General features: G+C 46.1%; 4 protein-coding genes and 1 pseudogene. 3 read left to right on the forward strand and 2 right to left on the reverse strand.

The features are described from left to right. Window positions 1-199: 199 nt before the first annotated feature. Window positions 200-2029, reverse strand: a complete 1830-nt coding sequence (locus IQQ51_RS11800) for an SUMF1/EgtB/PvdO family nonheme iron enzyme (RefSeq protein ID WP_193841173.1) — start codon at window positions 2027-2029, stop codon at window positions 200-202. 243 nt (window positions 2030-2272) lie between these two features. Further along, the gene (locus IQQ51_RS11805; RefSeq protein WP_048610150.1) at window positions 2273-3376 is read right to left on the reverse strand and encodes a PEGA domain-containing protein; all 1104 of its coding nucleotides are present in this window, start codon (window positions 3374-3376) and stop codon (window positions 2273-2275) included. Between the two features lie 507 nt (window positions 3377-3883). On the opposite strand from IQQ51_RS11805, the gene IQQ51_RS11810 reads away from it, so the two are divergent. The 3 genes and pseudogenes from IQQ51_RS11810 to IQQ51_RS27010 form a co-directional block, all read left to right on the forward strand. Next, window positions 3884-4708, forward strand: coding sequence for an AraC family transcriptional regulator (locus IQQ51_RS11810; RefSeq protein ID WP_017061200.1), 825 nt, complete (start codon window positions 3884-3886; stop codon window positions 4706-4708). Between the two features lie 181 nt (window positions 4709-4889). Continuing rightward, window positions 4890-8027, forward strand: coding sequence for a bifunctional proline dehydrogenase/L-glutamate gamma-semialdehyde dehydrogenase PutA (gene putA, locus IQQ51_RS11815; protein WP_193841174.1), 3138 nt, complete (start codon window positions 4890-4892; stop codon window positions 8025-8027). Between the two features lie 11 nt (window positions 8028-8038). Further along, a pseudogene (locus tag IQQ51_RS27010) lies at window positions 8039-8289 on the forward strand (1-pyrroline-5-carboxylate dehydrogenase); the annotation flags it as partial.

Genomic DNA, 8289 nt, shown 5'->3' on the forward strand with positions numbered 1-8289 from the left:
TTTTCAGTCTAATTTACGAGGGTCAGGTAAATTAAACTGAGGCATCAATTTGATACCCAGAGTGACTTACTACTCTATCGACGAATCTACTCCTAGGAGTGCTTATGCATAAGGGGGGAATTCCCCTATAAATGCTGCTCAATGTGATAATTGAGAACCTAGAGTAAATATTTGGGATTTTGAGCCTGTGACAGGGAGCCTACAGCTCTCGTACTACTCGGAATCCTAGATAGTTTGCTGCCGTTGAAGGCGGTACGTACAGTTCGTTGAACACCTTTGCCTCTTCAGGAGAGAAGCTCCACGCACCACCCTTGGCTAGGCCTTTCTGAACGGTTGTCCATTCCCATACATTACCCACCATGTCGTAGAAGCCTGTTGGCGTTGGTAGGAATGACTTAACTGGAGATGTGCTAACGTTTGACCAAGGTGTACCCGCCCAGCCAGTATTGGCTTTGCCTGAACGGAATTCATTGCCCCACCAGAAGTTGGTTTCTTGGCCAGCTCTTGCTGCAGCTTCCCATTCTTGTGGTGTTGGCAATCGGTAAGTGAAGCCGGTGTTTTTAGATAACCAACGTGTATACGCTTTGGCATCGTTTTGGCTAACACAAACTACCGGTGAGTTATCAGCTTGCTTAAAGCCTGGGTTCTGCCAGTCTTTATCTGAAACGGTTGTGATCTCTGCATTGACGAATGTATCGCAGGTGTTCATCAGCTCAGCGTCTGTCTGGTAGCCTGTGTTTTTTACGAATGCTTTGAAGTCTTGAACACGGGTTGGTGTTGCGGCTAATGCAAACGGCTGTTTGATCGTCACTTGTTGTGCGTTGTTTTCACCCAGTAGGTAGCGACCCGAGCCGACAACAATCATTTCAGGGCTCTGAATGTCGTTACCCATCGGATCGGCAAACTTGGTGCCGACATTTAATGAATTCTGTTTGGCTTGTAATACGGCTCGTAGGTTGTGATCGCGGGCTATCTTCAATTCTTGGTGGAAAGAAAGGTAGCCTTCTTTTTCGATCGTGACCATGTGTTGGCCCGTCGGTAACATCACTTCAACCGGTGTACTGCCATAGTTCACGCCGTTGATAGAGACATTGTCGTTGTATTGGTTTGAACGAACCACCAAGTTAACCCAAGCAACTTCTTTTTGCTGGTCGTTGGCTTGTTGCTCGCTTTGCGTGAAACAGTTTGATGACTGAATACCAAGTAGACGACAAGGGGTGTTCTTATCTGGACGAGTTTCTAGGTTCGCCGCAATCACCGCTCGGTAACGGTTATCTTCAGAGAAGCCAGAGGATTTCACTTTGTGTTGTAGAACGTGAATGTTCAGCGAAGCAGACGCAAGGTGCTCTTTCACTGTTTTCGATTCAGTCGCGTTGTCCACTAGGCTATGCTGGAACTGTTTTACCGCTTTTTGAAGTGCCAATGTCACCGTTTGGTCTGAACATTGCGCCAGTGTCATATCGCTGCTGCAACGGTTGGTAAAGCTAACGGTTTGCTCTTCCGTCTGAGTGATCTCGTTTCTTAGTCGCTCAGCTCTTGCTCTTAGCTTGTCTTGGTTCAGGTTTGCGATTGAAGCTTCTGCCGCGGCTTTCTCAGCTTGAATAGCCTCAAGCTCCATCACTAAGCCTTGCTGCTTTTGCTCTGAGTCTGAAATCGCAAGCTTGCCCTCTTTTACGGTTTTCCAAGCGTCTTGGAAGCGTTTTTGAGCAAGCGAGATATCGAAATCGGGTTCATCAATCATTCGCGTGTAATCTTGCTCTAGGGTGGCTTTTGCCTTTGCGAGTGTTTGCTCTGCTTGAGCCGATAACTCAGCTAGACGTGCCGTTTGCTGCGCCTGATTGTCGACTTCATTTTGTTTGTCAGCCAATTTCTTCTCAACAGCCGTTAAGTCGGTATGCTTTTCGAAAAGTGAGCTTTCAATGTCGGTGACAGATGACGCGATCGCTGGTGGTGTTGCCTCAGCAAAAATAGCTGGCGTCATTAAGCAGGGAGCAAGTGCAAATAATAGAGTAGGAAGACCTTGGCGCATGATGGGCTACTTCAATCGTAATTTAGGTTAATCGAATATTCTAAACGAGAACGCCATTTCGTCTGCAGCTACTGTTTATAACGATAAAACAAGGTTATAACGACCATACAAGTTTGTAACGATCATACGGTTTATAACTATCAACAAAATGGCGAGTGTTCATTTAGCTTTGTGAAATAGGCACGGCTATCTGATATAGAGCTAAGCGTTTTGTGTCGGCTCAGCTCTATGTAGAAAGGGTGTTTAGCTTTCTTTGCTAGGAAGAAGCTTAACCCAAATCGTGTCGCTGCCGTTGATGGTAACTGTGCGGTTATAAGATTCGTAACCTTGTTTTGAAATGGTTACTTGGTGACGACCACTTGGTAGCGCAACCTCAAGAGGGGTGCTGCCATACTTAATGCCGTTGATGGTTACTGAGTCGTTGTACTGATCAGAACGTACCGTCACGTTAGCCCATTGCTTGTCACTCTTCTTAACGACTGCGGCGTCACTGCCTGTTAAACAGTAGCGAGTAGAAACATTCAATAGGTTACATGCTGCAACTGCTTCAGGTTTTGCTTGAAGTTGAGCTTGCATCTGCATGAAGTAAGAGTTGTTACCAGAGAAGCCGCTCTTGATCGCTTGGCTGTCTTGAACATGGATATTCAGCTGAACGCCTTGCAAGTTTTGCTTCGCTAGTGTGCTTTCTGTGAGCTGCTCAAGTAATTGGCTCTTGAACGTTTGTACGGCTTTTTGATTGGTCAGGTATTTACCCTGTGCAGTACACTCACCCAGTGTCATTGTTGATGAACATGTGGTGGTGTAGCTGGTTTCAAGAACCGCACTTTCACGCAGTTCTGTTGCGATACGTTTTACGCGAGCTTCAACTTTTGACTCTCTCAAGTTTGCCAGCTCATTATTCAGGCGAGCTTGCTTTTGCTTGATTTGAGAAAGGTGAATTTCGCTCTCGTTGATCGCTTGTTCGTTATCTAGCTGAGACGATTGATTCTCTTTAACCGCAGCCCAAGCATCTTGGTAACTTTTCTGGAAAGAGACTAAATCCGTTTCTGGATCTTCAAGCAAGCGACTGTACTGTTTGTCGAGAACAGACTTGGCTCTGTTACGTTTTGCCTTAAGTTCTTCACCTTCGCGCAACAACTTGCTGTTCTTGTTTTGAAGTTGTTTTAGGTTTTCAGTCGCCGATACTTTGGTTGCTGAAATACGCTCAATATCTGAGTTTTTCTCTGTTAGCTTTGCATCGATAGCTGAAACGGGATCGACTTGATTCAGTTCTTCAGCGGATACCGATGCAGATACCCAAAGTGGGGATAGCGCAAGTAAAAGCGCTGAAATTCGAAAGTTAGTCATAGGTCCCTGCAACTTGTAGATTGAAAATTGGCTCGTTAATAAAGTGTCTACTTCCTAGTTGTGAGTCACTAGTTATTAGCAATTAACACAGTACGCGTCTTTATAACGTTTTATTGCTATCCAATCTACTCAAAAGCCAAGTTTCGGTACTTTGGATACACTTTTTACAGGTTTATAGTCAATTATTTGAGCTATATAAGAAAACTTATTCATTATGTTGGCGTGAAGAAGCATTTATTGACCACATGGTTTTTCGTGCTTGTGTGATTGCTTGTGTGATTGCTTGTGTGATTGCTTGTGAAGCCCCTAAACTCGCCGGAACGATTGGTTTTACAATGCCCGTAGTTTGTACACTCTTGATCATCTTTCCGGAGGCATGATCAAGACGATCGCGGTAATGATCTTCTGTTTAAGGCGAGGAAATGACTCTCATGATCATTTACAAATTCATCTTATGCGGATTTCAGAGTATTATTCTTACTATGTCGATCTGAGTATTTTGCTGTCATGCCAAAACCTTTACCCTTTCCAAACCTAGACTTGTCCCCGCTAGGCCTTACTGGCCCTCGCCCTGCGGAGATCATTACTTTGCCTTCGCATATGGATTGTCACGATCACCACTATTCGCAGGTCGTGATTGGTTTAAATGGTCAGGCGGAATTTGAAGTTTGCGGTAAAGGTAATCTTATCGGGCCGGGTCAAGGTTGTGTGGTAACGGCGAGCTCTGATCATGCTTTCGGTGGGGTGGTCGGTCAGTCGGATATCCTAGTGCTCAACATGCCAGTGCCAACCGATGATGACCCTCTGATGTTAGAGAAGATTAACCAGTTAGAATCATCGAACGTCTACTTTCAATTAGACGCTCAAATTCAAAAGCTTATCCATATGTTGGTGCAAGAAATGCAGGCGAGCCCGGATGATCTATTGTTAAGCCGTGCCTGTAATGACACGGTGATTGCTCTGATGCAAAGGCACATCTCGGCATTTGAAACCTCAATTAAAGACTCGCGTTTTGATCTTGAAGCTCTGGATCGCTACATCGAGCAACACCTCGCGAATAAGATCTCTGTCGCTCAGCTTGCGGGCAGCGTGTTCTTGGGAGAAAGCCAGTTCCATATGCTGTTCAAAGAGCAAATGGGCATTACCCCTCACCAGTATGTTCTTGGTAAGCGTATCGACCGTTCTCGCCGCTTAATTGAACAGGGTAACCTTAGCCTCGGTCAGGTCGCAGAACTGGCTGGTTTCTCCGGTCAATCCTCTTTTACTCACACCTTTTCACGCCTTCAAGGCATGTCTCCATCCCAATACAAAAAGAAAATTTCTGTTAAATAGTGAAACAAAACGGCATATTATTTTAAAGTTTCATATGTGACGTTGTGTTTGTTTTGTTAATAAAGCGAGTTTTTAGCAAAAAACTCGGAGTTTTTGACAAGTAATCCTTATATACTCTAAATACACTGCAGCCATTGTAGAGATCCCGGGCTAATTCCGGGTGTGAGATTAAGGAAAACGCATGTTTACAGCTACTGATGTGTTAAAGCCAGAATTCAATGAGCAGTCGCTTACTGATCTATGGTCGCTTATCTCACCATTATATATGGTGGATGAAACCCAATGGCTAGAGCAACTTCTGCCGCTAGCTACCCCTTCTGAGTCAGAAAAGCAGCAAATTACAGAGAAAACGACCTCATTGATCGAAGCTATCCGTGCGGATAAGACCTCTATCCAGATGATCGATGCACTGTTGCTTGAATACAGCTTAGATACTCAAGAGGGCATCTTGCTGATGTGTCTGGCGGAAGCCTTGATGCGTATTCCTGATTCAGCAACGGCTGATGCATTGATTCGCGACAAACTCAGCGTTGCGGATTGGAAATCTCACCTAAAGAATTCTGACTCAGTGTTTGTTAACGCATCTACTTGGGGATTAATGCTAACGGGTAAGGTAGTTGGGCTTTCATCTAAAGAGCAGAGTGCAGGTCAAGCGGTTAACCGCTTAGTGAACAAGCTTTCTGAGCCGGTAATTCGTAAAGCGATGCACCAAGCAATGAAGGTCATGGGTCACCAATTCGTTCTTGGCCGCAGCATTGCTGAAGCGCAAAAGAACGGTAAGTCTATGCGTGATAAAGGTTTTACCTACTCATACGACATGCTAGGTGAAGCGGCACTGACCACTGCTGATGCAAACAAATACTTCAAAGATTACCTAATGGCGATCGAAGCCGTAGGTCGAGATACGTATGTCTCTTCAAAATCGAGCCCAGCACCATCGGTATCTATCAAGCTTTCTGCGCTTCACCCACGTTATGAAGTGGCGAACGAAGACCGCGTATTGACGGAACTTTGCGATACGTTAGAGCAGCTATTGCGCCGCGCAGTAGAGCTTGATGTTGCAATTACGATTGATGCTGAAGAAGCGGATCGCCTAGAGCTATCTCTTAAACTGTTCGAAAAACTGTACCGCACTGATCTTGTAAAAGGTTGGGGTAAATTTGGTCTGGTTATTCAAGCATACTCAAAGCGTGCACTTCCGGTTCTCGTATGGCTAAACCGTCTAGCGAAAGAGCAGGGTGATTTGATCCCGCTTCGCTTAGTGAAAGGCGCTTACTGGGACAGCGAAATCAAATGGTCGCAACAAGCGGGCTTTACTGATTACCCAGTTTACACACGTAAAGAAGCGACAGATGTCGCTTACCTTGCATGTGCGCGTTACCTATTAAGCCCAAGCGTTCGTGGCAATATCTTCCCGCAGTTTGCGAGCCACAATGCTCATACGGTTTCTGCTATTGCCGTCATGACCGACCATAAAGACTTTGAATTCCAACGCTTACACGGTATGGGTGACTCTCTTTACAACCACGCGATGGAAGCTTACCAACAGTCGGTACGTATTTACGCACCGGTTGGCAGCCACAAAGATCTACTGCCATACCTAGTACGTCGCTTGCTAGAAAACGGCGCAAACAGCTCGTTTGTACACCGTTTGGTTGATGCTCGTTGCCCAGTGGCAGAGCTGACTCAACACCCAGTCGATATGCTTCTGGCATTCGATACATTGAACAACATTAAGATTCCTCTGCCTCCAGCGGTATTCCCTGAGCGTAAAAACTCATACGGTGTGAACATTGATATCGAAAGCGAAGCGCATCAGTTTGAAGAGCAAGTAAAAGGCTTCTTAAACAATCAATGGACTGCTGGGCCTGTGATCAACGGTGAATCTCTTGCCGAAAGCATGATCAAGGCTGATCAGAACGTTGAGCAAGTGACTGCACCTTATGATCGTCGTATTAATGTGGGTCAGGTGGCTTTTGCTAACCTTGATCATGTTTCCGCAGCGATCACTGGCGCAGATGCAGCATTCGCTGATTGGAACGCAACATCGGTTGAAACCAAAGCGGCGGCACTTGATAAGTTAGCTGACTTGATGGAAGACAACCTAGCTGAGCTGGTGGCGATTTGTCATCAAGAAGCGGGTAAGACGATTCACGATAGTGTTGATGAAGTGCGTGAAGCCGTCGACTTCTGTCGTTACTACGCAAAACAAGCGGACAACCTACAAAGTTTCGAACTAAAAGGTTTTGATGGCCAAACACGAATTGCTTCTCGACAAGGTCGTGGTGTGTTCGTTTGTATTAGCCCTTGGAACTTCCCTCTAGCGATCTTCCTTGGCCAAATTACAGCAGCTTTGGTTGCGGGTAATACGGTTGTGGCTAAGCCTGCCGAGCAAACAAGCTTGATTGCAGCTCGCGCAGTGGAATTGATGAATGAAGCGGGTTTCCCTGCTGGCACGATTCAGTTACTACCGGGTCGTGGCGCTGAGATCGGCAGTGCGCTAACCAGTCATGATGCAATTGCTGGCGTTGCCTTTACGGGTTCAACACCAACAGCACAACGTATCAACGTGTCATTGGCGAGTCGTAACGCTAAGCCTGTTCCGTTTATCGCGGAAACCGGTGGTCAGAATGCGATGATCGTCGACAGTACCGCACTGCCTGAGCAGGTAGTTCGTGATGTTATTCGTTCGGCATTCGCTTCAGCAGGTCAACGTTGTTCTGCACTGCGTGTGCTTTACATCCAAGAAGACATCGCAGACCGCGTGATTGCATTGATTCACGGTGCAATGGATGAGCTGAGTGTTGGCATTCCACATCTTCATAAAACCGATGTTGGCCCTGTTATCGACCAAAACGCGAAACAGAAGTTGTTGGCACACTTAGAAAACATGACCAATACCCAGAAGAAGGTGGCTCAACTTTCTCTAGGTACGGATTGTGAACATGGTGACTTTGTTCCACCAAGTGCGTTTGAAATCGATGACATCAGCTGCTTGAAAGAAGAACAGTTTGGCCCTGTGCTTCACATCGTTCGCTTCAAAGCGAGTGAGTTGACACAAGTAGTAGACCAAATTAACCAAACCGGTTTTGGTCTAACTATGGGTATCCACAGCCGTAACGAAACAACTTACCGTTGGATCGAGAAACACATTCGTGTGGGTAACTGCTACATCAACCGTGACCAAGTGGGCGCTGTTGTTGGTGTTCAACCATTTGGCGGTCAAGGTTTGTCGGGTACTGGCCCTAAAGCGGGTGGTCCTCACTACCTATACCGCTTTACAGATGTTCATTTTTCTCAATCACAAGACAAGGCATAAGGAGCAGTATCATGGTTCATCAAGTGACAGGTTTTTCTGATGCTTTGTTAGCGTGGGAACAATGGAATCTTACCGACTTTGATCATAAGAGTGCTCAGGTACTTTCATTTAAATCAGAGATCGAAAGCCAATCTGCGCCTTTGGCAGCGGTGGCGACTTATCATCTAGAGCAAGCCTCAGCGCTGCTTTCTGAACATCACCTAATGGCGGGTCCTACGGGCGAAACCAACGAGTTGTATGCCGCTGGCCGCGGTGTGGCTTT

Source organism: Vibrio sp. OPT18 (genome assembly GCF_015163615.1).
Taxonomy (GTDB): domain Bacteria; phylum Pseudomonadota; class Gammaproteobacteria; order Enterobacterales; family Vibrionaceae; genus Vibrio; species Vibrio coralliirubri.

Coding starts and splice junctions, on each gene's coding strand:
- IQQ51_RS11810 (WP_017061200.1), top strand. CDS start 3,884: ATGCCAAAACCTTTACCCTTTCCAAACCTAGACTTGTCCCCGCTAGGC.
- putA (WP_193841174.1), top strand. CDS start 4,890: ATGTTTACAGCTACTGATGTGTTAAAGCCAGAATTCAATGAGCAGTCG.
- IQQ51_RS11800 (WP_193841173.1), bottom strand. CDS start 2,029: ATGCGCCAAGGTCTTCCTACTCTATTATTTGCACTTGCTCCCTGCTTA.
- IQQ51_RS11805 (WP_048610150.1), bottom strand. CDS start 3,376: ATGACTAACTTTCGAATTTCAGCGCTTTTACTTGCGCTATCCCCACTT.